The following is a 25,882-nucleotide window of genomic DNA, read 5'->3' as shown; positions in this document are numbered from 1 at the left end:
GGGTGCGCGCTCGCCGCGCACCGCGCCTGTCTCAAACCCGTTCAATGATCTTCTCCCCGAACAGGCCCTGCGGGCGGAAGACAAGGAAGACGAGCGCCAGCATGTAAGCGAACCAGTTCTCGGTCGCGCCGCCAAGGAAGGGGGCTCCGATGAGGAACTCGAAGAGCTTCTCGCCCACGCCGATGATCAGCCCGCCGACAATCGCGCCGGGGATCGAGGTGAAGCCGCCCAGCATCAACACCGGCAGCGCCTTCAGCGCGATGAGCGAGAGCGAGAACTGCACGCCCGACTTGGCCCCCCACATGATGCCTGCAACCAGCGCCACGAAACCCGCGAGCGACCAGACGAGGATCCAGATGAAGTTCAGCGAGACACCGACCGAAAGCGCGGCCTGATGGTCATCCGCCACGGCGCGCATGGCGCGGCCCTGTTTGGTGTATTGCGCGAACATCACCAGCCCGATCACGAGGATCGCTGCGACGATGGAGGCTACGATGTCGAGGTTGTCGATGAAAAAGCCGTAGCCGGTGGCGTTATAGGTGAATTCGTCGATCCAGACGTTAATGCCCTGCGGCAGGCCGACGTCGAGGGTCTTGATCTCCGACCCCCACATCAGGTCGCCCACACCTTCAAGGAAATAGGCCAGACCGATGGTCGCCATGAAAAGGATGATCGGCTCTTGCCCCACAAGGTAGCGAAAGACGAAACGCTGCACGCAATAGGCCAGCACGATCATCACGACCATGGTCAGCACGATGGCAAGGAAAGCCGGAATGTGCCAGCCGAAGTGATGCACCTCGGTGCCAAGGATCGCGTTGATCAGATGGCCGAAAGGCACCTGCCCTTCCATGATCCCCACCAGCGTCAGCGCGGCGAAAAGCGCCATGACACCTTGGGCGTAGTTGAAGATGCCCGAAGCCTTGTAGATCAACACAAAACCAAGTGCCACGAGCGCGTAAAGCACCCCGGCCATCAGCCCGTTGAGAAAGACCTCGATCGTAAACGCCAGTTGCTCAGGCATCATTGGCCCTCCCCAAAGTCAGAACGGCAGTGTCGTTGCGGGTGATCAAACGGGCCTCAGTCATGGGCCACCCCCAGATAGGCGTCGATCACCTCTTGGTTGTTGCGCACCTCGTCGGGCGAGCCGTCCCCGATCTTGCGGCCGTAATCCATCACGACCACGCGGTCGGACAGGTCCATGACCACGCCCATGTCGTGTTCAATCAGCGCGATGGTGGTGCCGAACTCGTCGTTCACGTCGAGGATGAAGCGGCTCATGTCCTCCTTCTCTTCGACGTTCATGCCCGCCATCGGCTCGTCCAGCAGCAGGATCGTAGGCTCGGCGGCCAGTGCGCGGGCAAGTTCGACCCGTTTCTTCAGGCCGTAGGGCAGACGCGCCACGGGTGTCTTGCGGATCGCCTGAATTTCCAGAAAGTCGATGACCTTCTCGGCGATCTCGCGGTTCTCAATCTCTTCACGCTCCGCTGCGCCTTTCCAGAAGGATTGCGCCAGCATCCCGGTCTTCATCTGCGTCAGACGCCCCGTCATCACGTTGTCGAGCACCGACATGCCCTCGAAAAGCGCGATGTTCTGGAAGGTCCGGGCGATGCCCTGCTGGGCCACCTGATAGGGTTTCATCGGGGGCCGCTTGGCGCCCTTGTACCAGACCTCGCCCTCCTGCGGGACATAGAAGCCGCTGATCACGTTAAGCATCGAGGACTTGCCCGCCCCGTTCGGCCCGATGATCGCGCGGATCTCGCCCTCGCGGATGTCGAAGGAAATATCCTTGATCGCCTCCACACCGCCAAAACGCAGGGTGATGTTCTTCATCTCCATCACCGTCGGGCCGATGGTGCGGCCGTCATCGGTGACATAGCTGTCAGCCTGATCTTTCACGCTGTCCCTTTCCATAGTTCCCGCCTGCCCGGCGCTGGCCGCGCTCATTCCGCTGCCATCCGGCGGCTGACCGGCTGCACCGCGGCGTCGCGAATTTCGAGCGTCGCCTTGATCGAGCCCTTGCGGCCGTCCTCGTAGGTCACTTCCGTCTCGGTGCTGACCTTGTCGGACCCGTCATAGAGGGCGGCAATGATGTCGGCGTATTTCTCCTCGATGATCTTGCGGCGGACCTTGCGGGTACGCGTCAGCTCGCCATCGTCGGCATCGAGTTCCTTATGCAGCACGACAAAGCGGTGCACCTGACAGCCCGAAAGCATCTCGTCCTCGGCGACCGAGCGGTTCACCTCCTCCACATGAGACTGGATCGTGTCCATCACCTGCGGATGCCGTGCCAGTTCCTGATAGGAAGCGTAGCCGATGTTGTTGCGCTCGGCCCAGTTGCCCACCGCCGTCAGGTCGATGTTGATGAAGGCGGTGCATTCCGTGCGCTTGTTGCCAAAGACCACGGCCTCAAGAATGTTGGGGAAGAACTTGAGCTTGTTCTCCACGTATTTCGGCGCGAAGAGGCTGCCGTCGGCCATCTGGCCTACGTCCTTGGCGCGGTCGATGATGCGCAGATGGCCCGAGCTTTCCTCGATGAAGCCCGCGTCGCCGGTGGCGACCCAGCCTTCCGGGTCCTTGGTGTCGGCGGTGCTTTCGGGGTTCTTGTAGTATTCCACGAAGACGCCGGGCGAGCGGTAGAAGACCTCGCCATTGTCGGCGATCTTCAACTCCACGCCCGGGCAGGTGACGCCCACGGTATCGCTGCGCACTTCGCCATCGGGCTGCGCGGTGATGAAGACCGTCGCCTCGGTCTGGCCGTAGAGCTGCTTGAGGTTGATGCCGAGCGAGCGGTAGAAATCGAAGATTTCAGGCCCAATCGCCTCACCGGCGGTATAGCCCACCCGCACCCGGCTAAAGCCGAGGGTGTTCTTCAGCGGGCCATAGATCATCAACTCGCCCAGTGCGTATTTAGCACGGTCCATGAAGGAGACCTTCTTGCCGTCCAGAATGGCGGGGCCGACCTTGCGGGCATGGGCCATGAAAGTGTCGAAGAGCCACTTCTTGAACCGGCTCGCGTCCTCCATGCGGATCATGACGGAGGTCAGCTGCGTCTCGAAAACACGCGGCGGGGCGAAGTAATAGGTCGGCCCGATCTCGCGCAGGTCGACATGCATCGTGTCGGCGCTTTCGGGGCAGTTGGTGCAGAAGCCGGTCCAAAGCGCCTGACCCACGGAGAAGATAAAGTCCCCCACCCATGCCATCGGCAGATAGGCGAGAATCTCGTCATCGCGCTTGAGATCGTCGAACTCCGACGACGACTTCGCCGTCTCGATCACGTTGCGGTTGCTCAGCACCACGCCCTTAGGCTTGCCGGTGGTGCCCGAGGTATAGAGCATCACGCCGGTGGAATCGTAATCCAGCTTGGCCTGACGCGCCTCCAACTCGGCGATATGTTTCTCGCGGTTGGCACGGCCCATCTCCTGCACGGCGGTATATTGGTCAAGCTTGGAATGATCGTATTTGCGCAGGCCGCGCGGGTCGAGGTAGATCATCCGCTCGAAGTCGGGCAGTTGGTCCTGCACCTCGATGATCTTGTCGACCTGTTCCTGATCGCCCACCACGGCAAGGCGCGCGCCGCAATGGCCCATGACATAGGCCATCTCTTCGGCATTGGCGTCCTGATAGAGCGGCACCGGCACGGCCCCGGCCATTTGGGCTGCCATCATCGCCCAGTAGAGATAGGGACGGTTGCGCCCGATGATGGCGACGAAATCGCCCTCGTTCAGCCCCAGTTCCAGAAACCCGAGGGCCAGCGCCTCGACCTCGTCGCGGGTCTGCGACCAGGTCCAGCTTTGCCAGATCCCGTATTCCTTCTCCCGGTAAGCGGGGGCGTTTGCGAATTCACTTGCGTTGCGGTGCAACAGCGCCGGCACGGACTGAGGTCCGTCGGCACGCGTCAGCGGCTTGGCCAAATTGTCTTCCTCCCATGCCCGCCCTCCCCGGCGGGTTCGATCGCTTGTGCGATTCTATGATCCCACAAGTGACGTTCTCTTTTTTGTGGAGGTCAACTTTTTCCTGATCTTTTCCGAATTCTAACGAATTGTTACAGCGCCCCCGCGGCCCATTTTCCGCTAGTCGATCCCATTGGCGCGCTGCACTTCGCGCACATAGGTCACGATTGATTCCACCTCTGCCGGGGCAATCCCTTCGACCGGGGGCATATTGCCGAAAGACCAGTGATGCTGGCGCACGCCATTAGTGGCGGCGACCATGAAGGATGCGTCGCCGTGGTGGCTGGGCTCATAAATCTTGTGGATCAGCGGCGGACCAACCCCCTCGCGCCCGGCGGCGTTGCCCCCGTGGCAGGCGGCGCATTGCGCCTCGAACGCCTGCGCGCCGATCTGCGCGGGGCCGCTCAAGCTCTCCGGCACGGTGACCTTCACCATGGCCGCGCCGCTGGCAGCGGGGGCCGGGGCCTCTTCGGCCTGCCACCAGATATGCCCGCCTGCGAAAACCAGCGCCGCCGCTGCGCCTGCTCCGATTTTCTTGTTCATGCTCTGCCTTTCCGGTTTCCATTCGGCGCGCTTCTCGGGGCCTCCAGCGCAAGAAGGTCAAGCGCGATTTACGCGCGGCTCTTTGCCTTTCGCCCGCGCGGTGCTAGCCCTATGCGAAAGGATGCCGATGCAGATCACCGACGACCAAACCAAAGCGCTGACCAATGCCGGTCTGAACCTGATCGCTCAGGCGCTGACCATCTATGACAGCGACCTTCGGCTCGCGGTCTGCAACGCCCCGTTTCAATCCATGTTCGACTTGCCCGACCGGCTGGTGACCCCCGGCGCGCCCTTTGAGGATACGATCCGCCATCTGGCTGGCACCGGCGAGTATGGCGAGGTGGGGGATGTCGACGCATTCGTGGCCGAACGGGTGGAACAGGCCCGCGCCTTCGTGCCGCATTACATGGAGCGGACCCGCTCGAACGGGCGCACCATCAGCGTCGAAGGCTCACCCCTGCCGCAGGGCGGCTGGGTCACCGTCTATACCGATATCACCAACACCAAGCGGCAAGAGGCGCTGTTGCGCGCACGTTCAGACGCGCTGAGCGATCAACTGCTGTCCCATGCCGAACAACTGGCCGCCACGAACCGCCAATTGGAGGCGACGATCACCGCACTGGAGGAAGCCAAGCGGCAGGTCACCGAAAGCGAGGCCCGCACCCGGCTGACGACCGAGATGATGCCCGCCCATATCGCCCATGTCGACGCGAGCGGGCGTTACATCTACTCCAACCGCCGCCTTAGCAGCGTGATGCCGGGGCGGCCCAGCAACATCTACGGGCTGCATATCAGTGACGCGCTTGGGGCGGCGGCCTATGCGCGGATCAAGCCTGCGCTGACCCAAGCCTATGCGGGCAGCCCGGCGGTGATCGAATTCACCCATGACGAATCCGCCCGCCGCATTCGCGGTGCCTTTACCCCCGATGGGCGCGGCGGGGTCTATATCCTGTCGATGGACATCACCGAAGAGACCCAGACCCGTGTCGCCCTGCAACAGACGCTGAAACGCGAGTTGGCCTCGCGGATGATCTCTGGGCTGGCGCATGATTTCTCGAACCTTTTGACGATCATCCTCGGCATGCAATCGAAACTGGCCCGCCTGCCCGACATGCCGCCGCAAGCGGGTGAATTGGTCGAAGGCACCTTGGCCGCCGCGCGGCGGGGCGGCACGCTGCTCAGCTCCATCGCCGATGTGACCGAACCCCGCGCCCTGCGCCCCGTGGCCACCGACCCCGCCGCTTTGCTGAGTGAGCTTTCGACCCTCGCCGCCCCCACCCTGCCGCCGAAATGCGCGCTGGTGGTGCGCAATGACGTGCCCGAGGGGGCGGTGCTGCTCGACAAAGGCCGGGTGCAGGATGCGCTGTTGAACCTCATCCTCAATGCCCGCGACGCCTGCGGCGCGCGGGGCACGATCACGCTGACCCAACGGCTGGTGCATAACACATGGATCGAATGGGTGATCCACGACACCGGGCCGGGCTTTGCGCCCTCGGCGCTGGAGCGTGGGGTCGAGCCGTTCTTTACCACCAAGGGCAGCGAGGGGTCAGGGCTGGGCCTGTCGATGGTCTATGACATGACCAAATCCTCAGGCGGGGATCTGCGGCTGAGCAATGCGCCCGAGGGCGGCGCGCAGATCAGCCTGCGCCTGCCCTACCGCGCCGCCGTGCCCGCCACCACCGGGCTGGTGCTGCTGGTCGAGGACACCACCGATATCCGCGCCGTGGTGCGCGACATGCTCATGGATCAGGGCCATTCGGTGATCGAGGCCACCAGCGCGGATGAGGCCACCGCCCTCATCGCCGATCTGCCCGACATCGCGCTGGTGCTGTCGGACATCCAGCTGTCGGGCGAGGGCACCGGGATTGACCTTGCCCGCCGCATCGGCAGCAGCCTGCCGCTCTTGCTGATGACCTCCCTGCCCCCCGATCACCCGCTTTTCGTCGAGGCCCAGACCCTCGCGCCGGTGCTGCGCAAACCCTTTGAAAAAGACGATCTGCAAGCCTTGATCGCCCCATTGAAAGCCACCGCCCCATGAGCCGTGATACCGCCCCGCGCCCGCTGGTCACCATTCTGGATGACGAACCCGAGATCCGGCAGATGCTGTCGGACACGTTGCAGGAAGCGGGCTTCGACACGCTCAGCTTTGGCCGCGCGCGGGCCTTTGAGGCCGCATTGGCCAGCCATACGCCCGATGTCTGCCTTGTCGATCTGTCGCTGCCCGACACCGACGGGCTGACGCTGGTGCACCGTCTGGCGCTTGAGCAGGGCGCCATCGTGATCATCATCTCGGGCCGCGCGCAAGTGCAGGACCGTGTCACGGGGCTGGAACTTGGCGCCGATGACTACATCATCAAACCCTTCGACCCGGCCGAGGTCGTGGCCCGTATCCGCGCCCGCCTGCGCAGCGCTAAACCGACGCCGCAGGCCGGGACTACGGCGCGGTTCAACGGCTGGACCGCGCATTTCGACCGCTATGTCTTGCAGGACGCCTCGGGCGCCGAGGTCACCTTCTCCCATGCCGAGGGCGAGGTGCTGCGGCTCTTCCTCGATGCGCCGAAACGGCTGATCAGCCGCGCGCAGATGCAAGAAAGCCTCGGCGGTGTCGCCTCGGAAAGTTTCGACCGGGCGATGGACGTGCGCATCTCCCGGCTGCGCACGAAGCTTGGCGAAGACCCGAAGAACCCGCAGTTGATCAAGACGATCTACGGCGCGGGCTATATTTTCCTCGGCGATGTGGACTGGGACTGAGCGCGTTTAGAGCGCCGCCACCGCCCGCCCCAACACCTCGACTGCCGCGACCAAATCGGCCTCATCCGTGTCTTCTTCGAAGGCATGGCTGATCCCGTTGATCGACGGCGCGAACAGCATCGCCACGGGCATCAGCCGTGCCACATTGGTCGCGTCATGCAGCGCACCCGAAGGCATCTTGCGCCATTTGCCGGGGGCCACAGCTTCAGCCGCCTTCGCCAACGCATCGCGCAGCCGCGCGTCCATGGCAACCGGCTGCAGTCCCAGCATCGGGCCAAAGGACAGCTCCATCCCGCGGCCCTTGACAACCTCTTCAGCGGTTTCGCGAATGATCTTCTCCATCCGCCCCAAACGGTCGCTATCCCCGTCGCGCCATTGCATGGAGAACACGGCCTTACCCGGCACGATGGACGAGGCATTGGGGTGCAGGCTGACATGGCCGATGGTCCAGACGGTGCTCGGCGTCACCACATTGCGCAGCCGGTCGTTCAACAGACCGTTGAATTCCGACACCGCCTGAAAAGCATCGCGCCGCACCGCCATCGGGGTGGTGCCCGCGTGGTTCTGCTGGCCCTCAAAGGTCACCTTCATATCGCGGATGCCGACGATATCGCTGACCACGCCGATCTGCTCACCGCTGTCATCCAGCGTCGGCCCCTGTTCAATGTGCAACTCGATATAGCCAGTGAACTGCGCGGGATCGACGGGGCCGGTGACCATATCCGTCATCGCGCGGCGCGCCTCGGCCAAGCTGACCCCGGCGTCGTCGGTAAAGCCATCGGCCTCGGCCTGATCCAACGCGCCGGACCAGACGGTCGAACCGGTGGTCACGCCAAAGCGCCCCTCTTCGTCCTGAAAGGACACGACCGAGACTGCAGGCCCTCCGGCCTCACCCGCCGCGCGGGCGACTTCAAGCGCGGCGATCACGCCCAAGGCCCCATCAAGCCAGCCGCCTTCGGGCTGGCTGTCGGAATGCGACCCCAGCAGGATCGACGGGCCCTCAGCAAGCCCAAAGAGGTTGCCCATGGCATCGACCTCGACCTTCAGCCCCGCATCGCGCATCCGCCCGGCAAGCCATTCGCGCGCTTCCACATCGGCGGCGGAATAGGCCGGGCGCACCACGCCCTTGCCCACACCCGCAGCGCCGATAGCGCGCAGATCGTGCAGGTCTTTCAAGAAACGGGCGGCATCAATCTTCATTCTTCCAAACTTTCCTTACTCGGCGGCGACGGCCCCTTTCGCCGCCTCCACCTTGACGGCAGAGAACTTAAACTCCGGGATCTTGCCATAGGGGTCAACCGCTGGATTTGTCAGGATATTCGCCGCCGCTTCGACATAGGCGAAGGGCAGGAAGACCATGTCGGGAGATACCGCCCGATCCTCGCGGGCCATGATCTCGATACTGCCGCGCTTGGTCGACAGCCGCACATGCTCCCCCGGGGCCACGCCGAGACGGCGCAGGGTTGACGGGTGGAGCGAGCAATTCGCCTCGGGCTCCAGCCCATCAAGCACCTTGGAGCGCCGGGTCATCGAGCCGGTGTGCCAATGTTCCAACTGGCGCCCAGTGGTCAGGATCATCGGATAGGCGTCATCCGGCGCGTCATCCGGGGCCACGATCGCGGCGGGGGTGAATTTGGCGCGGCCTTCGGGCCGGGGGAACCCGTCGCTAAAAACAATGGCACGCCCGGGATCGTTTTCGCTGAGCGACGGGTAGGTCACCGCATTCTCCTGCGCCAGCCGCTCCCATGTGATATTGTCGAGCGAGGCCATGTTGCGCTTCATCTCGGCAAAGACCTCTGCCGGGCTTTCGTAGGACCAGCCCAGCCCCAGCCGCTTGGCCAGTTCCACCTCGATCCACCAATCCTCGCGCGCTTCTCCGGGGGGTGTCACCGCCGGGCGGCCCATCTGCACCTGCCGGTTGGTGTTGGTCACCGTGCCGGACTTCTCGGCGAAGGCCGAGGCGGGGAGGATCACGTCGGCGTAATTCGCCGTCTCGGTCAGGAAGATGTCCTGCACCACGAGGTGGTCGAGCTTCGCCAGCGCCGCGCGCGCGTGATCGACATCCGGGTCCGACATCGCCGGGTTCTCGCCCAGCACATACATCGCCTTGATCTCGCCCTCGTGCACCGCGTCCATGATCTCGGTCACCGTCAGCCCCTTCTCGGCGCTGAAATCATCCGAGCCCCAAACCTCGGTGAAGGCCGAGCGCACGCCGTCGTCGTCCACAGGTTGATAATCGGGCAGGAACATCGGAATGAGGCCCGCGTCCGAGGCGCCCTGCACATTGTTCTGCCCGCGCAGGGGGTGCAGACCGGTGCCGGGGCGGCCGACATGGCCGGTCATCAGCGCCAGCGAAATCAGGCAGCGCGAATTGTCGGTGCCGTGGATATGCTGGCTCACCCCCATGCCCCAGAAGATCATCCCCGCCTTGGCCCCGGCAAAGGTCCGCGCCACGTCGCGCAGCACCTCGGCCTCGATGCCGCAGACGGCGGCCATGGCCTCGGGCGGGAAATCCTTTAGATGCGCCTTCTCGGCCTCCCAATTCTCGGTATAGGCCTTAATATATTGCTCGTCGTAGAGACTTTCCTCCACGATCACATGCATGATCGCGTTCAGCATCGCCACGTCGGTGCCGGGGCGGAACTGTAGCATATGCGACGCAAACCGGCGCAGGCCCTGCCCGCGCGGGTCCATGACGATGAGCTTGCCGCCGCGTTTGGTGAACTGCTTGAAATAGGTCGCGGCGACGGGGTGGTTCTCCACCGGGTTGGCCCCGATCACGATGGCCACATCGGCGTTCTCAATCTCGTTGAAGGTGGCGGTGACCGCGCCGCTCCCGACATTCTCCATCAGCGCCGCGACCGAGGAGGCATGACACAGCCGCGTGCAGTGATCGACGTTGTTGTGACCAAACCCCTGCCGGATCATCTTCTGGAACAGATAGGCTTCCTCATTGGTGCATTTGGCACTGCCGAAGCCCGCCACCTCGCGCCCGCGCCCTTTCAGACCCTTGGCGGCAAAGTCGAGCGCCTCGTCCCAGGTCGCCTCGCGGAACACCTCGCCCCAGTTGCCCGGATCGACGTTCAGTCCCTTGGCGGGGGCATCTTCGCGGCGGATCAGCGGCGTGGTCAGGCGGTGCTCGTGGTGGATGTAGTCGAAGCCGAAGCGGCCTTTGACGCAAAGCCGCCCCTCGTTCGCCGGGCCGTTGATCCCTTCGACATATTTGACCTTGTTGTCCTTCACCTTCAGCGAAATCTGGCAGCCCACACCGCAGAAGGGGCAGACGCTGGCGACCTCCGTATCGTAATCGGCGCTGTCGCCGACCTGCGCCTCGTCCACCACGCTGGCGGGCATCAGCGCCCCCGTCGGACAGGCCTGTACGCATTCGCCGCAGGCCACACAGGTCGAGGCGCCCATGGGGTCGTCGATATCGAAGACCGGGTAAGCGTCATGGCCGCGCCCCGCCATGCCGATCACGTCATTGACCTGCACCTCGCGGCAGGCACGGACGCAGAGGTTGCACTGGATGCAGGCGTCGAGATTGACCCGCATCGCGACATGGCTGTCGTCCAAAAGCGGCACGCGGTCGCGCTCCAACTTCGGAAAACGGCTTTCCTCTACGCCATTCAGCGCCGCCATTTCGCGCATGTGGCTCGACTTGTCATGCGCCACGTCCTGCGCAGGCTGGTCGGCCAGCAGCAGTTCCATCACCATCTTGCGCGCATTCTCGGCCCGGGCGTTGTTGGTGGTGACGACCATCCCCTCGGCAGGCTCGCGGATGCACGACGCCGCCAGCACGCGCTCGCCCTCGATCTCAACCATACAGGCGCGGCAATTGCCATCGGGGCGGTAGCCGGGGGCGGGTTTGTGGCACAGATGCGGGATTTTCAAACCCCGACCGTTGGCGACCTCCCAAATGGTCATGCCAGCCTCGGCCTCGACGGTCTGCCCATCAAGCGTGAATGTGATCCTCTCGGCCATGGCTGCCCCCTCCCCTTGGCTGTTGCCCAAACTATAGGCAAAATCCGGCGCTTGTCAGGGGCCAATCCCGACACCCCGGCACGGATAAACGCCGCGCCAGTGCATTGCGGCGCATTGCATTGTATGGCCTGACAAGCTGCCCTATCACTTGGGCGAACAGTGAAAGCCATTTGATGTCCCACATTACCCTGATCCGCCACGGCCAAGCCAATTCCACCGCCAAGGACGAGCTGAGCTATGATCAACTCAGCCCGCTTGGCCATGAGCAAGCCGCGTGGCTGGGCGACCATCTGCGCCAGAGCGAGACCTACCACACAAGGCTCTATACCGGCACGTTGACCCGCCATATCGAAACGGCCGAGGGGATGAACACCGGGCTGGAGCCGATCCGCGATGCGCGGTTGAACGAGTTGGAGTATTTCACCCTCGCCAATCTGATGGAGCAGCAGCACAAGGTGCCCTTCCCCCGCGAGGGCGAATTCGTGCACCACCTGCCGCAGGTCTTTGACTATTGGAAAGCGGGCAAACTTGCCGATACGCCCGAAACCTATGAGAGTTTCGAGACGCGGGTGCAATCCGTCCTCGCCGAGATCGCTGAGGGCGAAGGCCCGGCGCTGGTGGTGACCTCGGGCGGGCTGATCTCTCTGGCGATGGCGCAGGCGATGGGCGTGGGGATTCCGGCGATGGCGCGGCTGGCGCTGGCGATCATGCATACGTCGATGCACCGGCTCTTTCCCATCGGCGGGCATTGGTCGCCGGTGCTGTTCAACGCCGTGCCGCATCTTGACCGGCCCGACCGCCGCCTTGCACAAACGCATATGTAACCCCTCGCCCGCGAAAGGCTGACCCATGCTGAAACTTCACTACGCCCCCGGCACGATCTCGGTCGCCGTTGCCATCGCCCTCGAAGAAGCGGGGCTGGACTATGAGCCGGTGAAGGTCGATTTCGCCAGCGCCGAACAGACCGCAGCACCCTATCTGGCGCTGAACCCCAAGGGCCGCGTGCCGACCCTCGTGACCGAAGCGGGCAGCGCCCTGACCGAGACCGGCGCGCTGTTGGACTATGTCGCCGCCCGCGCGCCCGAGGCAGGGCTGGTCCCTGCCGACCCTGAACGCGCGGCGCATATGCGCGGGGTGATGTATTACCTCGCCTCGACCATGCATGTGGCCCACGCGCATAAAATGCGCGGCCACCGCTGGGCCGATCAGCAATCCAGCTTTGACGATATGAAAGCCAAGGTGCCACAAACCATGGCCGATTGCGCCGCCTATATTGAGAACCACGCCTTCCGGGGTGACTTCGTCGCGGGCGATGCCCTGTCGCTGGCCGATCCCTATCTCTTTGTCGTCTCGGGGTGGCTGGCCGGTGACGGGGTCGACCGCGCGGCTTACCCACGGCTCGACACCTTCGCCGCCCGGCTGGAAGACCGCGACAGCGTCAAGACCATGCGCGCGAAAGGACTTTTGGCATGACCCATCTATGGCTCCGCGCCGAGCAGCGCGACAATGAGACCCGCACCGGGCTGACGCCCGAAGGGGCCGCCGCGCTGATCGCATCAGGCATGAAGGTAAGCGTCGAAGACAGCGACAGCCGCGTGATCCCCACCGCCGCCTATGCGCAGGCGGGCTGTGAGATCGTTCCGGCCCATAGCTGGCCCGAGGCCCCGCGCGATGCGGTGATCTTTGGCCTCAAGGAACTGCCCGAAGACGGCACGCCCCTGCCGCATACGCACATCATGTTCGGCCATGCCTACAAAGGCCAATCCTCGGGCCGCAAACTGTTGCAGCGGTTCAAGGCGGGCGGCGGCGCGCTGCTGGATTTGGAGTATCTGACCGATGACAATGGCCGCCGCGTTGCCGCCTTTGGCTATTGGGCGGGTTTCGCGGGAGCGGCCGTCTCGGTCAAATGCCGCATCGCGCAGCTGCGCGGGGAGACTTGCGGCCCTGTTGCGCCCTACGCTGACGCCGAAGCTCTGAAAGCCGCACTAACCGAAGAACTCGCCCAAGTCGACGCAAGCGGCGACCGCGCGCTGGTCATCGGCGCTTTGGGCCGGGTGGGCCGCGGGGCGAGCGATCTTTGCGCGGCACTTGGCATCCCCGTCACCGGTTGGGACATGGCAGAGACGGCTCACGGCGGGCCCTTCCCCGAAATCCTCGACCACGCCTATTTCTTCAACTGCATCCTCGCGGGGCCAGACACCCCCGCCTTCGTCCGCCCCGATGCCCCTCAGGCCGAGCGTGCCCTGCGCGTGATCGGCGACATCGCCTGCGACCCCGACAGCGCCTTCAACCCCGTGCAGGTCTATGACCGCGCGACCACTTGGGCAGAGCCAGCGCTGCGCGTGCATGACGCCCCGCCGCTGGATGTCATGGCCATCGACAACCTGCCATCCATGCTGCCGCGCGAAAGCTCAGAAGATTTCGCGGGCCAGTTGCTGCCGACCCTGCAGGCGCTGCCAAAGACGGATCATGCCGTCTGGCAACGTGCTCGAGATCTGTTCGATCAGCATGTCGCCGAGGTCTGACCTTCAGGAAAAGAACCGGTAGTACAGCCAGTCCGGCAGAAAGCGCCCCAAACGGAACAGCAGTGAGAAGCCGTACGGGAAGTCCAGTTTAAAACTGTCCCTGTTCATATGCTCGAAGACACGGCGCGCGGCGTCATCGGGCTCCATCAAAAAGGGCATTTTGAAATCGTTCTTGTCGGTCAACTGGGTCTTGATAAAGCCCGGGTTGATCGCCTGCACCTGCACGCCCGTCTTGCGCAGATCGGCATGCATACACTCCGCCAAGGACAGCGTCGCCGCCTTGGAGGCCGTATAGCCGATGGAGCCGGGCAGCCCGCGATAGGCGGTCAGGCTAGAGGTGATGACGATATGCCCATGATCGCGGGCGACCATCTGCGGCACCACCTGCCCCAAGACGCGCATCAAGCCGGTGAAGTTCACATCGGCCATAGTCACCCCATGTTTCGCGTCCCACTCCTGCGCGCCGAAGGGCCAATAGGCCCCCGCCAGATAGACCAGCCCGTCGATTGGCCCCACATCCTTCGCCGCCTGTGCGACGTCTTCGTCATCGGTCACATCCATGACCCGCACCCGCGCCCGCCCCGGCAGCGCCTGCGCGAGTTCGGTCAGCTTGTCTTCGGACCGGGCAGAAAGGATCACCTCGGCCCCGGTGCGGCTTAGCTGATGCGCCAATGCTGCGCCAAGCCCGTCGCTCGCGCCCACCAGCCAATAGGTCTTGCCTTGCCAGTCTTTCATCTTTCCTCCGCCGGTCGCAGGGTGGCGACCAATTCTGCTACTTTGATCCCGAACTTCCGAAACTGGCTGCGATTGACGATGGTGCCATCGGGGGTGAGATACATCCAATCGACGGTTTTCAGCACATGGCTGCCCAGTTCCTCGGGCAGTTGGATACGATAGCGCAACTGCAATGTCGGACCAGCCTGAACGCCCTGCCCCACCCCGATCACATCCGGCGCGGTGCTGGTGAAACGGCCATTCTCGCCCAGTGTCACGGTCCATTCGCGCTGCTGACGCGAGCCATCGTTATAACGAAAACTCTCGGCCACAGTGGCGACATCGCCCTCCCAAGACACGTCGAACTTGGCCGTGAAACTGCTGGTGACCCGACCAAGGGGGCCGAAAATCACCCCCTCGCAAATCATCTGGTCGCGTAGATGCAACCGCAGATCAAAGACGGGGAAGGAATCCACATAGTCGCTGGGCAATTGCCCGTGAAACTCCCCCAACCGGCGGCGCAGGAAGGTGAGCAATAGACCAAGGCCCAGCCCCACAGCGATAAAGATCAGCGGCTCTGTCACGATGTCTCCACGTCTTTTGCACCGGCGAGAAGAGCGATCGCCAGCAATTTCAGGGCGCAAGGTACACCGGCATAGAACCAGATCAACAGGGAGATGGATGTGTCGGAACTGGTCCCCGTTGCGATCTGCAACCCTGCACTTTCTAGGGCGGGAAGTAGGGCCCCCGCCGCGAAAGCCAAGGTCAGTTTGGACACGAAAGACCAAAGGCCAAAGCCTTCGGCTGCCGAGGGGGAAATCTGCGCCATGCGGCTGGCGAACATGGCAGGCAGTAGGGTGAGGTCGGCCCCCAAAACCGCGCCGGAAGCCAGACAGACCAAGGCGAAAAGCACCACATCCCCCGGCCCCAGAAACAGCGCCCCGCCGAAAGCGGCGATGCCCAAGGCCATCGCCGCCAAGAGCACCCGGCGCGGGCCGTGGCGTTCGGCCAGCATCCCCCAAAGTGGTGCTGCCGCAGCCGCCGCGATGAAAAACAGCAGCAAGAGCGGCCCCTCCCATCCCGGTGCCTCAAGCGCCAGTTCGACGTAGAAGAGAAACAGGGTCGAGGTCACGGCAACCGGGGCGGCATTGACCAAGGCGATCAGCAACAGCCGCCGCGCCTGCCCGTCACGCAAGACGGTGCCGAAACCGCTCGCGCCCGGCAGTCCTGTCGCCCGCCACTCCCTGCGCATCGCGACCACGGCCCAGAGCGCCAGAACCGTGAAACCCACCGCAAATCCGGCAAAGGGCTGGTTCAGCGCCATGCCCAGCAGCAGGGGCGCAACAGAGGCGTGACAGACGCCCAAAAGCGCCCCGGTCTCGCGCCAGCGGGCGAGGGTCAGATGCCCGGCCCCCGGCAGGCTGTCGGCCTTGGCCACCCCTTGGGCATAGAAACTGATGGTTAGAAAGCTGAAGGCCGAGAAGACCAGCGTCAGCATCAGCGCGAACCACAGCACGGGCGCCATCGGCGCGGGCACCGCGAAAAGCCCCAGCATCGCCAGCGCCATCACCGCCCCCGCCACCGTCACCGCCAGCCCGCGTTTGTGGCGCAGCGCTTGGGCCAGCCATCCGAGCGCCGGGTCTTGCACCACGTCCAACAGCCGCAATCCAAAAAGCACAGAGCCAAGCGCCGTCAGCGAAACCCCGTATTCATCGACATAGAACTTCGGCGCGTGAATGTAGATTGGCAGCCCCGCCGCGGCGAGCAATGCGGCGAAAAGCGCATAGGCGGGCAGCCGGGCCGCGCGCGCCCTCATCGCCCGCCCGCGCCATGGGCCGCATCGCGGGAAACCTCGACCTGCGGTGCCTCGGGGCGGTTGCGGAACCCGGCCCCTTTGAGCCAGAGCTTCAGCGCCTGCCAATGGATCAACGCCAGCACCCGCCGCGCCCCAAAGGGGCGGCGCAGCAGCGACCAGAGGATACGGCCATTGGTCAGCGGCGCCCGCGGCCCGGTCAATGTGGCGATCAACCCATTCTCCCCATCCGAGAAATCGATCCAGATGCCGATCCGCTCAGCACTTATGTCAAAGCGAAAGACATAGCCGCCCGAGATGTCCTGAAAGGGCGAGACATGCATGAGCTTTGCAGCTCGCAAGCGATCCTCGGACGCGATGGGGCGCAGGTCGGGGTGATGGCAAAGATAGGAATGCCGGTCGCCATAGGTATTCGTGACCTCGGCAATCACGGCAATCAGCGCATCATCGGCCCGACGGCAGAGCCAAAAGCTGACCGGGTTGAAGACATGGCCCAGCACCCGCGGCTGTGCCAATAGTTCGATCCGCGCGACCCCGGTGATGTCATGCGCCGCCAAAACCTCGCGCACCCAAGGGGCGGCGCGCCCCTGCCCCGGCGGGCCGCCGTGGTCGCTGTCATGCAGGCTGGTCACATTCGCACCGTTGCGGGCGAAAAGTGCGGGCGTCCTTAGCGCCTCGGCCTCGGCATCGCAGATCACATAGTCGACCGAATAGCGGAAACGGTTCTCGACCGCGCCCTTGCGGCCATGGAAGGTCTGGCCGCGGATATGATCGACCTGAGCCGTCACTCCGCCGCCAAGGGCGCCGCCCGCGCGGCCCGCATCCGTTCGACCACATCCACCGCGCTGGCCAGCCCGTCTTCGTGGAAACCATTGCGCAGCCACGCCCCGCAGAACCATGTGTTATGGCTGCCGTTGAAGGCGCGTACCTCGTCCTGCGCGGCCAAGGCGGCAAGGTCATAGACCGGATGGCGCAGGGTCACTTGGTCATAGATCAACTCCTCGCGGATGGTGCGTTTGGTGTTGAGCGTGACAAAATGCGGATCGTCCTGCGGGATCGGTTGCAGCGAGTTCATCCAATAGGTCAGGTCGATCCGGTCGGACTTCTGCTCGCGATCCTCGGTATAGACCCATGACGCCCAAGTGGAGCGCCGCTTGGGCATGATATTGGCATCGGCATGCAGCACGATGTCATTGGGCTGGTAGCGGATGGCGCCGAGGGCGCGTTGTTCAGCGTCCGTCGGATCGGAAAGCATCGCCAGCGTGTCATCGGAATGGGTGGCAAAGATCACATCGTCGAAGGTCTCCCACTCCCCGCCATAAGCGCGGACCTCGGCCCCCTGCGCCGTGCGGCGCACCGCCTGCACAGGGCTGTCGGTGCGCAGATCGACACCTTTGGCGCGCAGCGCACTCTCCAACCGGTCAACATATTGGCGCGAGCCGCCTTTGACCGTGTACCACTGATGCTGGCCCGAATAGTTCAGCAGCGCGTGGTTTTCGAAAAAATTGACCATGGCATGGGCGGGGAAATCCATGATCTTTTCCGTCGGCGTAGACCAGATCGCGCCCGACAGGGGCGACAGGTAGAAGTCGCGGAAATATGGCCCGGTGCCCAACTGGTCGAGAAACTCTGCGATGGTCATCGACGGGTCGCGCGACACGGCCAGCGCGTTCTTGTTGAAATGCAGAATGTCCCGCAGCATCCGCAGAAAGGGCGGGCTGAACATATTGCGTTTCTGGGCGAAAACCGCGTTGAAATTGGTCAGCGCATATTCCAGCCGCCCGCCATCGATCGACGCGCCAAAGCTCATGTTCGAGGGTACGACCGGCACGTCCAACTCCGCAAAGAGCGCCGCAAGATGCGGGTAGTTGGCATAGTTGAACACGATGAACCCGGTATCGACCGGCTGATCGCCATTCTTGCCCGCGATCACCGTCCGCGCATGGCCGCCGATCTTGGCCCCCGCCTCATAGAGCGTGACGCGGTCCGCAGGTGCCAGCATATGCGCCGCCCCCATGCCGGAAATCCCGCCGCCAATCACGGCGACACGCCGCCCAAGCGGCTGTTGAGGGAGGGTACTGTCGTTCAGAGCTTCGAAAGGCATAGGCGTCCTGCTTTGGTCCGGAACTTTGGATATGGGGCACCCACGGGTAAAGGGGAGTTAAAGTTGCAGCGCCCGATAGATTTTCTTGGAAGAATGCACGCAGCACCGCGACCGCGTGCAAGCCCTTGGAGGGCACTAGGACAGCAAGCTGTCGAGCGCGGCTTGCCCGCGGCTGAGTTGGCCCAAATAGCTGTCGGTGTCGATATTGGCCCCGCAGACGATCACGCCGACGCGCCGCCCGGCCAATTGCCCGCGCAGAGGGCCGAGCGCGCCCGCCATCGCGGCCCCGGCGGCAGGTTCCACCGCCAGTTTCGCCGCCTGTTGCAGCACCACCATCCCGGCGCAGATCGCATCGTCGCTGACCGTCACCACGTCATCGACATAAACCGCGCAGAGCGCATGGCCGAAAGGCAGCGCCATCGGCGGGCCGAGGCTGTCGGCGATTGTGTTGACCTGGGGGATCGTCACCGGCGCGCCGGAGGCGAGGCTTTGCGACATGCTGTCGGCGCCCTCGGGCTCCACCCCATAGACCCGACAAGCGGGGTTGATCGCCTTGACCGCGGCGGCGACACCGCTGATCAGCCCGCCACCGCCGACAGAGACGACGACCGCGTCCAAATCCGCCACCTGCGCCATCAGTTCCAGCCCCACCCCGGCAGTGCCGAGGGAGGTGTGCAGCCCCTCGAAAGGATGGATAAAGAACCGCCCCTCTTCGCGCACCAGTCGCTCGGCCTCGGCAAAGGTCTCTTGCCCGGCGGGTTTCATGATGACCTCGGCCCCGGTGGCACGGGCGAGGGCGACGCGAAAAGGGTTGGCATTGTCCTGCATCACCACCTTGGCGCTGATGCCAAGCTTGGCCGCGGCCCAGCCTGCGGCGATGGCGTGGTTGCCCGCGCTGGCCGCGGTGATCCCGCGCCCGCGGGTGTCATCGTCAAGCTGTCGCGCCACCGAAAGCGCGCCGCGGGCCTTGAAGGTGCCGGTATGCTGAAAACACTCCAGTTTGAGCGCGACCCGCGCGCCGCCAAGCACATCATCGACCATGGGAGAGGAGAGCATCACCACCGGCGTTTGCAAGATATCGCTGCGCAACGCGGCGGCCCGCGTCTGCATCGCCTCCAGCGTCATCCCGGTAATGTCCACGTCGTTCATTCAGCCGTTCCCTTCGGGTGTCCTTAGGGGAACAATAGCCTCGGTTTTGGCTTCTGCCAGTTCTTCGAAGTCGAAATTATGCAAGCGCCCCGCGCGTTTGGCGGCTTTTTCGCTGCTGACTTTGATCTCTTCCACGTCCCGCCGCGCTTGGGTGAAATGCCGGTCGAGATTGCCCACCCGGGTCGCCAGACGTTCGACGTCCTTGTTCAGATTGCCCAGCTCCTTGCGGATCGCGCCTGCCTGTTCACGCATCCGCGCGTCCTTCAGGATCGCACGCATGGTATTGAGCGTGGCCATGCAGGTGGTCGGGCTGACGATCCAGACGCGTTTCTCAAAGCCTTCGCGCACGAGTTCGGAAAAATTCGCGTGCAACTCGGCATAGACCGCCTCGGAGGGCAGGAACATCAAGGCGCCTTCCGCCGTCTCCCCCTCCAGAATGTATTTGTCGGCGATGGCATTGAGGTGCACCCGCACGGCGGTCTTCATCTGCTGGGCGGCGGCGCGGGTCTCGGCTTCGGTCTTGGCGCGGCGCAGGGCCTCATAGGCCTCCAGCGGGAATTTACTGTCGATCACGATCGGGCCCGGCGGGTTGGGCAGATGGATCAGGCAATCGGGCCGCTTGCCGTTGCTGAGCGTGGCTTGCAGCGAATAGCTGTCGCTTGGCAGGGCTTTCGACACGATATCCCTCAACTGGATTTCACCGAAGGATCCGCGCGTCTGCTTGTTGCTCAGGATGTCTTGCAGCGACAGCACGTCGCCCGACAGTTTGGTGATATTGTCCTGCGCCTTGTCGATGGAGGCGAGCCGTTCCTGCAACTGCGCAAGGCTGGAGGTGGTGCGTTTGGACGAGCCGTGCAGCGTCTCGGTCATGCGCTGCTGCATCTCGGCCAGCGAACGGGCCGAGCGGGCGGCGTTGTCGGCCAGACGGTCCTGCATCTGCTGCTGCACATAGGCCAGCCGCGCTTCCATCGTCTGCATCATCTGCGCTTGGGTATTGCTTTGCGTGTCCGAGACCATTTGCAAGCCACCGCGCAACTGCTCCTGCCCCTGCCCCAATTGCTGCACATGGCCGCCAAGCACCCGCATTTGCTGCGCCAAGGGGGCCGCCACACGGGCCGAACGGCCCGCGGCGCGGACCGCCATGATCAGCAGGATGACGATGAGCAACAGCAGCCCCGCGCCCGCAAGGGCCAAGAGCGTCACAGGGTCGGAGAGGGTCAGGGTCGTGCTGCCAAGCTCCATCAAGTGCGCCCGAAGAGCCGTTCGATATCGGCGAGTTTGAGTTCAACATAGGTGGGCCGCCCGTGGTTGCACTGGCCCGAATGCGGCGTCGCCTCCATCTCGCGCAAGAGCGCGTTCATCTCTTCGGCGCGCATCCAGCGGCCCGAGCGGATCGAGCCATGACAAGCCACCCGGCTCAGGATCGCTTCGATCTTGGCCTGAACGATGTTGCTGCTCTCGCCCTCAGCCAACTCATCGAGCACGTCGAGGATCAGCGCACGGGCGTTCACGGTGCCGAGGATCGCAGGCGTCTCGCGCACTGCGATGGCGCTGCCGCCGAAGGCTTCGATGCCGAGGCCGAGTTTCGCCAGTTCCTCCGCCAGTTCCAGCAGGCGCGCGCAGTCATTGGCGGAGAGTTCGACGATCTCGGGGATCAGCAGCGCTTGGGCCGCGACGCCGTTCTCGTTCATCTGGCGCTTGAGTTTCTCATAGACCAGCCGCTCATGCGCGGCGTGCTGATCGACGATAACCATGCCATTGGCGGTCTGGGCGATGATGTAATTTTCGTGCACCTGCCCCCGCGCGGTGCCAAGCGGGTAGTCGGGGGCGGGCGCGGCCTCTTCCGCTTCGGGGGCGGCGGCATGGCTCGGCGCGGGGGTCTCGGGCAGCGGCGTGCCCTCCACCCGGCCCCAAACGCCTGCGGTCTCGGCAAAACCGGGGGCCTGCGCCTGATAGGCGGCCTCCCGCGCGGCGGGGCTGGGGCGGTCCATGCCCGCGCGGTCCATCTGATAGACCCGCGCGCCCTGCGGCTCGGGCTGCATCGCGCCCAAGGTCGCCTGCGCCACGGTGGTCGAAGCGCGGTGGCCCGCTTCAGCCAGCGCGTGGCGCAGGGCCGAGACGATCAGCCCGCGCGCCAACCCCGGATCGCGAAAGCGCACTTCGGATTTCGCGGGATGCACGTTCACATCGACCAGCGTCGGCGGGCATTCCACGAAAAGCGCCGCCGCCGGGTGACGGTCGCGGCTGAGGAAATCGAAATAGGCGCCGCGCAGTGCGCCCGTCAGCAGCTTGTCCCGCACCGGGCGGCCATTCACGAAGAGATATTGCGCCACGGCAGAGCCGCGCGAGTAGGTCGGCAGAGCAGCGAAACCGGTCAGATGCAGCCCCTCGCGCATCGCATCAATAGGCAGGGCATTCTCGGCAAACTCCCGGCCCAGCACCTGCGCCAGACGGCCATGCAGCGCATCGAAGAGATCGCCCTGCTCGGCCTCGGCGCGGAACACATCGCGGCCCTTACCGTCACCCGCGACATCGCGCAGCACGAAACGCACGAAGGGCTCGGCCATGGCCAGCCGTTTGATAACATCGCCGATCGCCTGCGCTTCGGCTCGGTCGGTGCGCAGGAATTTGAGCCGCGCAGGCGTGGCGAAGAACAGATCGCGCAGGGTGACGATGGTGCCGCCGTTCAACGCCGCCGGGCGCACCTCGCCCATGCGGCCCCCGTCGACAGTGATCTCGGCCCCGTCGAACCCAGCCGCGCGGCTGGTGATCGTGAGCCGCCCGACAGCACCGAGCGAGGGCAGCGCCTCGCCGCGGAAGCCGAAGGTGTGGATATCCAGCAGGTCGGAGCCGTCGATTTTAGAGGTCGCATGACGCGACAGGGCCAGCGGCAAATCTTCGGGCGCGATGCCGCAGCCATCATCCGTCACGCGGATCATCGTCTTGCCGCCATCGGCATATTCCACGGTGATGCGCCGCGCGCCCGCGTCGATGGCGTTCTCAACCAGCTCCTTGACCGCCGAGGCGGGCCGTTCGACCACCTCGCCTGCGGCGATGCGGTTGATCGCGGAATCGTCCAATTGACGGATGACGGGGCGAATTTCGCTTATATTGGGGGTCGGGCTGGGCATACCGCAAGACCTAGCATAGCGGCTTTTGATTCTGCCAGATGTGAATGCGTCTATGAGAGCCGGGTATCAGAGGTTCTGGGCAAAGTCAGCGGACCGCCGCCAAAGGTGGGGCGATCCGCTGCTGGGTCGGCTACTCGGCGCACTGGTGCTTTTGTTATTCCGGTCTTATCAGAGCGGCGGGCGACCCGGGTACAAGTCGTCTCCGGCGGAGCTTGCCACCTGTATAGACGCAGGACGAATCACAGGTCAAAGCAAAAGCGAATCAGTCGCCGATAAAACGAATCGTTGCGATTCGGTTAAGCAATGGGCGCGGCGGCGCCTCTATGCCGATGCGGCCCCATCACTGCCGCGGCGCCAAGGATCAGCCCTGAGACAGTCGCGATCATCCCCGCCGCCGAGACCGAATCCCGCAGCCCGATCCACAGCGGCCCGTAACCTGCCAAGACATAGCCCAAAATCGCGGCCACCGTGGCAAAACCCACCGACCATGCGATCTGATGCTCCAGCCGGTTGGTCATCATCCGCGCGGCAGCGGGCGGGCAGATGAACATGGCGATCACGATGATGCTGCCCACCGCGTCAAAGGCGGCCACGGCGGCAATGGCAGCAACGATCACCAGCCCGAGGCCCAATGGGCCGGTCTTCATCCCGATGGTGCGGGCAAAGCCTTCGTCGAAGGTGCTGATCTTGAGCGGACGCCAAAAGAGCGCCGTGAACAGTGCCACGAAAAGCAGCGTCACCGCCATGCGCGGCAGCTCTACCGGGATGGTCGCCAGCGCCTCGGGGTCGAGCAGCGACGCCCAGCCGGTGGCATCCAGCCAGATTAGGCTTTCGAGATTGCCATAAAGCGCATGTTCCACGTCGAGATGCACATTACTGGTGTCGGATTGTTCCAGCAGCAACACGCCGCCCGCGAACATCGCGGTAAAGACCACGCCCATGGCCGCGCCGGATTCGATCTTGCCCAAACGCCGCACGCCTTCGATGGCCAGCACGGCGCCCAGCGCTGCGCCCGCCGCGCCCAGCAGCATCGGCCAAGTGCTGACCACACCGGTCAGCAGGAACGCCACGACGATCCCCGGCAGCACCACATGGCTAATCGCATCGCCGATCAACGCTTGGCGGCGCAGGACAAGGAAGTTCCCCGGCAAGGCGCAGGCCACCGCCACGAAGATGCCCGTCAGCATCGGCACCAAGGACAGGGGGACAAATTCGGAACCGTTCATGCCATCACCCCGCCGCGCATGTCGATGCGGCTGTCGATTTCGCGGATTTGGTCGGCGGTCAGCACCGTCTCAATGGGGGTCAGACCGTCATATTGCTGGGCCGCCGCCTCGTAAGCCGGATCGCGGCGGATCAGTTGCCAGCGGGTTTCATCGCGCAGCGCCTTGGCCGCGCGGCCCCGGCCCGCCTTGGTGGCGACCCCATCGGGCAGGGCGTAGCCCTCGGCCCGCAGCAGGCGCAGGGTGAGTTGTTCATAGATCGGCTGCCCATGGGCCAAGGCCAAGAGCCCCTGCCGCAGATGGACCAGACGCTGATAGCGCCGATGCCGCAGTAGCGCCGACAGCGCCCCGCGCCCCGGTGCCAACAGCAGCGACAGCGCAAAGAGCGCGAAGCCCACCAGAACAATGATCGGCCCCGTCGGCAGGTTCGGCTGGGCCGCCGACAGCGCCGCGCCGATATAGGCCGCAATGCCGCCGAGCGCGCCCGAAATCAGCACCACATGGTCGGTTCGTTCGCTCCAGAAACGCGCGGTGACGGGCGGGATGATCAGCAGCGCCACGATCAGGATCAGCCCCACGATCTTGAGCCCAACCACCGTCACGGCCAGCACCAGCCCCATCATCGCCAGATCCGTGCGCGGCACGTTCTGCCCGATGGCGGTGCCATATTCGGGATCGAAAGAGGCCAGCGTCAGCGGGCGGCGCAAGAGCAACACCAGCGCCAGCGTCAGCGCCGCCGCCACGGCGATGATCAGCGCATCGCTGCGCAGCATCCCGGCGGTGGAGCCCAAAAGGAAATCCTCTAGCCCCGCCTGTCGCCCCGCGCTCATGGTCTGGATCACCGTGAGCAGCACGATGCCAAGGCCAAAGAAAACCGACAGGACCGAGCCAATCGCCGCATCTTCGGCCAGTCGCGTGCGGTTGCTGAGCCATGAGACCAAGAGCAGCCCCACCCCCGCCGACAGCGCGGCCCCCAGCAGCAGGCCGATCAGATTGCGCCCATCGCCGCCCAAAGCGACCATCACCATGAAGGCCAGCGCTACGCCGGGCAGTGTCGCATGCGAAATCGCATCGCTCACCAACGCCCGTTTGCGCAGAAACAAGAAGGTGCCGCCGACGCCTGCAGCCATGCCCAAAAGCGTGGCCCCCAGCGTCACCAGCGTGGCGTTGTAGCCCAATTGCAGTGTCAGCGCGTCCCAGATCATGACAGTTGCAAAGCATCCATCTGCGCGCCCGCCAAACGCCCGCCATAGGCGTCTTGCAGGTGGTTGGACTTGAAAACCTCAGCGACGCTACCCTCGGCCACGCGGTGGGTGTTGATCAGGAAGACATTGTCGAAATACTCAGGCACCGTGGACAGATCATGGTGCACGGCGACGACCGTCTTGCCCCCATCCCGCAGGGATTTAAGCACCGCGATGATCGCCTTTTCCGTCGCCGCATCGACCCCGGCAAAGGGTTCGTCGAGCAGGTAGAGGTCCGCATCCTGCGCCAAGGCCCGCGCAAGGAACACCCGCTGCTGCTGGCCGCCCGAGAGTTGGCCGATCTGGCGGGTGGCGAAATCCTCCATCCCGACGCGGGCCAGACAATCGGCGGCGCGGGCACGGTGCACGGTGCGGATGCGGCCCAAAAGGCCCAGTTGCGGGTAAAGCCCCATCAGCACCACGTCGATCACGCGGGTCGGGAAATCCCAATCCACGCTTGCACGCTGCGGCACATAGGCGATGCGGTGGCGCTGCTCGGCCACGGGTTTGCCATAGACGGTGGCGGTGCCCGCCAGCGGGGTAAGGATGCCCAAAGCGGCCTTGAGCAGCGTCGATTTCCCCGCCCCGTTCGGCCCGATGATCGCCGTCATCTTGCCCGGCGCGACGGTCATATCCACCGAAAAGACCGCAGGCTTCTGCCCGTAGGAAACGGTCATGCCACGCAGGGCGAGCGGGCTGTCGGCGCGGGCGGTCGGCGCGGTCTCACGCGTGCTGGCGAGTTCGAGTGTCATGG

The 25,882-nt window shown here is 64.3% G+C and carries 22 protein-coding genes; 5 read left to right on the top strand and 17 right to left on the bottom strand.

Annotated elements, in window-relative coordinates:
• Positions 1-31: 31 nt before the first annotated feature.
• The 4 genes from ACGYLQ_RS12595 to ACGYLQ_RS12580 form a co-directional block, all read right to left on the bottom strand.
• The gene (locus ACGYLQ_RS12595; protein ID WP_394443336.1) at positions 32-1,021 is read right to left on the bottom strand and encodes a branched-chain amino acid ABC transporter permease; all 990 of its coding nucleotides are present in this window, start codon (positions 1,019-1,021) and stop codon (positions 32-34) included.
• Between the two features lie 56 nt (positions 1,022-1,077).
• Positions 1,078-1,896 (bottom strand): ABC transporter ATP-binding protein, encoded by an 819-nt coding sequence (locus ACGYLQ_RS12590; RefSeq protein ID WP_209218595.1) that lies wholly within the window; start codon positions 1,894-1,896, stop codon positions 1,078-1,080.
• A 44-nt stretch (positions 1,897-1,940) separates the two neighbouring features.
• Positions 1,941-3,911: an AMP-binding protein gene (locus ACGYLQ_RS12585; RefSeq protein WP_394443310.1), complete on the bottom strand. Its 1,971-nt coding sequence runs from the start codon at positions 3,909-3,911 to the stop codon at positions 1,941-1,943.
• Between the two features lie 159 nt (positions 3,912-4,070).
• The gene (locus ACGYLQ_RS12580; RefSeq protein ID WP_394443308.1) at positions 4,071-4,493 is read right to left on the bottom strand and encodes a c-type cytochrome; all 423 of its coding nucleotides are present in this window, start codon (positions 4,491-4,493) and stop codon (positions 4,071-4,073) included.
• Between the two features lie 127 nt (positions 4,494-4,620).
• Here ACGYLQ_RS12580 and ACGYLQ_RS12575 point away from each other — a divergent pair, with 127 nt between their 5' ends.
• Complete coding sequence (locus tag ACGYLQ_RS12575; protein WP_394443306.1) at positions 4,621-6,531, top strand: PAS-domain containing protein; 1,911 nt, start codon at positions 4,621-4,623, stop codon at positions 6,529-6,531.
• The gene (locus ACGYLQ_RS12570; protein ID WP_271688890.1) at positions 6,528-7,244 is read left to right on the top strand and encodes a response regulator transcription factor; all 717 of its coding nucleotides are present in this window, start codon (positions 6,528-6,530) and stop codon (positions 7,242-7,244) included. The genes ACGYLQ_RS12575 and ACGYLQ_RS12570 overlap by 4 nt, the downstream gene beginning before the upstream one ends.
• Before the next feature lie 6 nt (positions 7,245-7,250).
• Here ACGYLQ_RS12570 and ACGYLQ_RS12565 read toward each other — a convergent pair whose 3' ends face one another.
• Together ACGYLQ_RS12565 and fdhF are read right to left on the bottom strand one after the other, a co-directional pair.
• Positions 7,251-8,444, bottom strand: a complete 1,194-nt coding sequence (locus ACGYLQ_RS12565; protein ID WP_394443304.1) for a hydantoinase/carbamoylase family amidase — start codon at positions 8,442-8,444, stop codon at positions 7,251-7,253.
• 15 nt (positions 8,445-8,459) lie between these two features.
• Positions 8,460-11,225 (bottom strand): formate dehydrogenase subunit alpha, encoded by a 2,766-nt coding sequence (gene fdhF, locus ACGYLQ_RS12560; protein ID WP_394443302.1) that lies wholly within the window; start codon positions 11,223-11,225, stop codon positions 8,460-8,462.
• Positions 11,226-11,398: 173 nt separating this feature from the next.
• Between fdhF and ACGYLQ_RS12555 the strand changes: the two genes are divergently transcribed.
• From ACGYLQ_RS12555 to ACGYLQ_RS12545, 3 genes are read left to right on the top strand one after another with little or no spacing between them, the layout of a single operon-like run.
• Complete coding sequence (locus ACGYLQ_RS12555; RefSeq protein WP_209218422.1) at positions 11,399-12,049, top strand: histidine phosphatase family protein; 651 nt, start codon at positions 11,399-11,401, stop codon at positions 12,047-12,049.
• 25 nt (positions 12,050-12,074) lie between these two features.
• Positions 12,075-12,698 carry a glutathione S-transferase family protein gene (locus ACGYLQ_RS12550; RefSeq protein WP_394443300.1) on the top strand — a complete coding sequence of 208 codons (624 nt, stop codon included), beginning with the start codon at positions 12,075-12,077 and terminating at the stop codon, positions 12,696-12,698.
• The gene (locus ACGYLQ_RS12545; RefSeq protein WP_394443298.1) at positions 12,695-13,750 is read left to right on the top strand and encodes a saccharopine dehydrogenase; all 1,056 of its coding nucleotides are present in this window, start codon (positions 12,695-12,697) and stop codon (positions 13,748-13,750) included. Before ACGYLQ_RS12550 ends, ACGYLQ_RS12545 begins: the two co-directional genes overlap by 4 nt.
• A 3-nt stretch (positions 13,751-13,753) precedes the next feature.
• Here the strand turns inward: ACGYLQ_RS12545 and ACGYLQ_RS12540 are convergent, their stop codons facing one another.
• The 11 genes from ACGYLQ_RS12540 to ACGYLQ_RS12490 form a co-directional block, all read right to left on the bottom strand.
• Entirely contained in the window at positions 13,754-14,485 is a 732-nt protein-coding gene (locus ACGYLQ_RS12540) for an SDR family oxidoreductase (protein ID WP_271692936.1), read from the bottom strand.
• Positions 14,482-15,048, bottom strand: coding sequence for a DUF3833 family protein (locus ACGYLQ_RS12535; RefSeq protein ID WP_394443296.1), 567 nt, complete (start codon positions 15,046-15,048; stop codon positions 14,482-14,484). The genes ACGYLQ_RS12540 and ACGYLQ_RS12535 overlap by 4 nt, the downstream gene beginning before the upstream one ends.
• The gene (locus tag ACGYLQ_RS12530; RefSeq protein WP_394443294.1) at positions 15,045-16,280 is read right to left on the bottom strand and encodes an MFS transporter; all 1,236 of its coding nucleotides are present in this window, start codon (positions 16,278-16,280) and stop codon (positions 15,045-15,047) included. The genes ACGYLQ_RS12535 and ACGYLQ_RS12530 overlap by 4 nt, the downstream gene beginning before the upstream one ends.
• Complete coding sequence (locus ACGYLQ_RS12525) at positions 16,277-17,065, bottom strand: DUF1365 domain-containing protein (RefSeq protein ID WP_394443292.1); 789 nt, start codon at positions 17,063-17,065, stop codon at positions 16,277-16,279. Before ACGYLQ_RS12525 ends, ACGYLQ_RS12530 begins: the two co-directional genes overlap by 4 nt.
• Positions 17,062-18,381 carry an NAD(P)/FAD-dependent oxidoreductase gene (locus ACGYLQ_RS12520; protein ID WP_394443290.1) on the bottom strand — a complete coding sequence of 440 codons (1,320 nt, stop codon included), beginning with the start codon at positions 18,379-18,381 and terminating at the stop codon, positions 17,062-17,064. The genes ACGYLQ_RS12525 and ACGYLQ_RS12520 overlap by 4 nt, the downstream gene beginning before the upstream one ends.
• 135 nt (positions 18,382-18,516) lie before the next feature.
• Complete coding sequence (locus ACGYLQ_RS12515; RefSeq protein ID WP_394443288.1) at positions 18,517-19,530, bottom strand: pyridoxal-phosphate dependent enzyme; 1,014 nt, start codon at positions 19,528-19,530, stop codon at positions 18,517-18,519.
• Positions 19,531-20,775, bottom strand: coding sequence for a DNA recombination protein RmuC (locus tag ACGYLQ_RS12510; RefSeq protein WP_394443286.1), 1,245 nt, complete (start codon positions 20,773-20,775; stop codon positions 19,531-19,533).
• The gene (gene mutL, locus ACGYLQ_RS12505; RefSeq protein ID WP_394443284.1) at positions 20,772-22,661 is read right to left on the bottom strand and encodes a DNA mismatch repair endonuclease MutL; all 1,890 of its coding nucleotides are present in this window, start codon (positions 22,659-22,661) and stop codon (positions 20,772-20,774) included. Before mutL ends, ACGYLQ_RS12510 begins: the two co-directional genes overlap by 4 nt.
• A 296-nt stretch (positions 22,662-22,957) precedes the next feature.
• Positions 22,958-23,887 carry a metal ABC transporter permease gene (locus ACGYLQ_RS12500; RefSeq protein ID WP_394443282.1) on the bottom strand — a complete coding sequence of 310 codons (930 nt, stop codon included), beginning with the start codon at positions 23,885-23,887 and terminating at the stop codon, positions 22,958-22,960.
• Complete coding sequence (locus tag ACGYLQ_RS12495) at positions 23,884-25,089, bottom strand: metal ABC transporter permease (RefSeq protein WP_394443280.1); 1,206 nt, start codon at positions 25,087-25,089, stop codon at positions 23,884-23,886. Before ACGYLQ_RS12495 ends, ACGYLQ_RS12500 begins: the two co-directional genes overlap by 4 nt.
• Positions 25,086-25,880 (bottom strand): metal ABC transporter ATP-binding protein, encoded by a 795-nt coding sequence (locus ACGYLQ_RS12490; RefSeq protein WP_394443278.1) that lies wholly within the window; start codon positions 25,878-25,880, stop codon positions 25,086-25,088. The genes ACGYLQ_RS12495 and ACGYLQ_RS12490 overlap by 4 nt, the downstream gene beginning before the upstream one ends.
• Between the last annotated feature and the right edge of the window lie 2 nt (positions 25,881-25,882).

This window comes from Sulfitobacter sp. 1A12779 (genome assembly GCF_043557315.1).
Taxonomy (GTDB): Bacteria; Pseudomonadota; Alphaproteobacteria; order Rhodobacterales; family Rhodobacteraceae; genus Sulfitobacter; species Sulfitobacter faviae.
The sequence above is the reverse complement of the archived record's forward strand: the minus strand, read 5'-3'. Positions and strand labels throughout refer to the sequence as shown.